This is a genomic window from Zooshikella harenae (assembly GCF_018837975.1).
Taxonomy (GTDB): domain Bacteria; phylum Pseudomonadota; class Gammaproteobacteria; order Pseudomonadales; family Zooshikellaceae; genus Zooshikella; species Zooshikella harenae.
The window spans coordinates 1-1,036 of the sequence record NZ_JAGSOY010000277.1 but is presented as its reverse complement, the minus strand read 5'-3'; the positions used below and the strand labels follow the sequence as shown (position 1 = coordinate 1,036).

Annotated in this window: 2 protein-coding genes; both read right to left on the bottom strand. The window is 34.9% G+C overall.

The annotated features are described in order from the left end of the window. Positions 1-125: 125 nt before the first annotated feature. On the bottom strand, positions 126-515 hold the full coding sequence (locus tag KCG35_RS25615; protein WP_215822683.1) for a hypothetical protein: 390 nt from the start codon (positions 513-515) through the stop codon (positions 126-128). 10 nt (positions 516-525) lie between these two features. Beyond that, the coding region (locus tag KCG35_RS25610; RefSeq protein ID WP_215822681.1) for an RHS repeat-associated core domain-containing protein at positions 526-1,036 on the bottom strand (511 nt) is incomplete at its 5' end.

Sequence of the window (1,036 nt, the reverse complement as noted above, 5' to 3'; positions counted from 1 at the left end):
AAGTGGGTAGCGTCAGTAATCACAGTTCCTCATAGCATCATTGACAGTCCAAAATCCATTTAAAAAATACTGGCTGTACTAAGGGTTTTAAAACTAATTACTGAGCTACTCGACACCCTTATTTGTTAAGATGATACAGATATAGACTCAACTAAACCTTCCTCAATCCAAACAATTATCCCTAACTCTCTACAACAGAGCTCTTTGCCATCGTCCCAATTATCAACAGTAACAAACTCATCATCAAATAAGTCAAGAAAATTTTCTAATGAAATACCAATTAAGTTTATTCCTTTATAAACAAAATTATTTACACACTCCACTGAAATTAAAATGTTATTTTCAACAGAAAAGCGAGAGGCATCTCCAATTATTTCGAATGTACTCCACTCTCCGCTTTCGTCAGATGACTTAACTTCCTCACATTGAAAAGGTAGTGACTTAACATCAATTTTTTGGTCAAAATAAAAACATCCAATGGACTTATTCGGCACCCATATCCAATTAATATCCATAATACTCTAACTACCCTTTCTTTGGTTTCATTGAATGATTTTCACCTGTATTGTCCATTTTACGCTTCCAGTGATCTATTTCTTTTTGAATTTCTCTTTTTTCGTCTTTAGTTGATCCATTTCTTTTTGCTTCTTCCATACGTTTTTTAGCTGTTTCCCATTTTTCCTTGGCAACTGCTCGTTTGGCAGCGTTAGAGTGCTGAGCATTTTTCCCTCCCCCTCTTTTATTAAACTCTTTTTTATTTTTAGTTTTTTTGCATAAGTTTCTAAGTTTTTTAGCATGAGCTACGGGGATATTGTGACAACCCTCTAATACTGATTCTAAAGTATTGATATCTCCGGAAAGAATTGATGTAACCAATTTCACTTGACATGAGTCTAGCTTGGAGTATTTTTTCCCTGTTGCTTTAGCCACAGCATTTTGGATACTTTTTTCTGCAGTCAGTCCATAAGGGTCTACAAAAATTGCTGGATTCCCTTCAACATAACCAAAGGTATTTAACCCACCAGCAAGCCCAATA

Excerpts from the sequence above, each read along its gene's own strand:
- KCG35_RS25615 (WP_215822683.1), bottom strand. The coding sequence starts at position 515 with ATGGATATTAATTGGATATGGGTGCCGAATAAGTCCATTGGATGTTTT.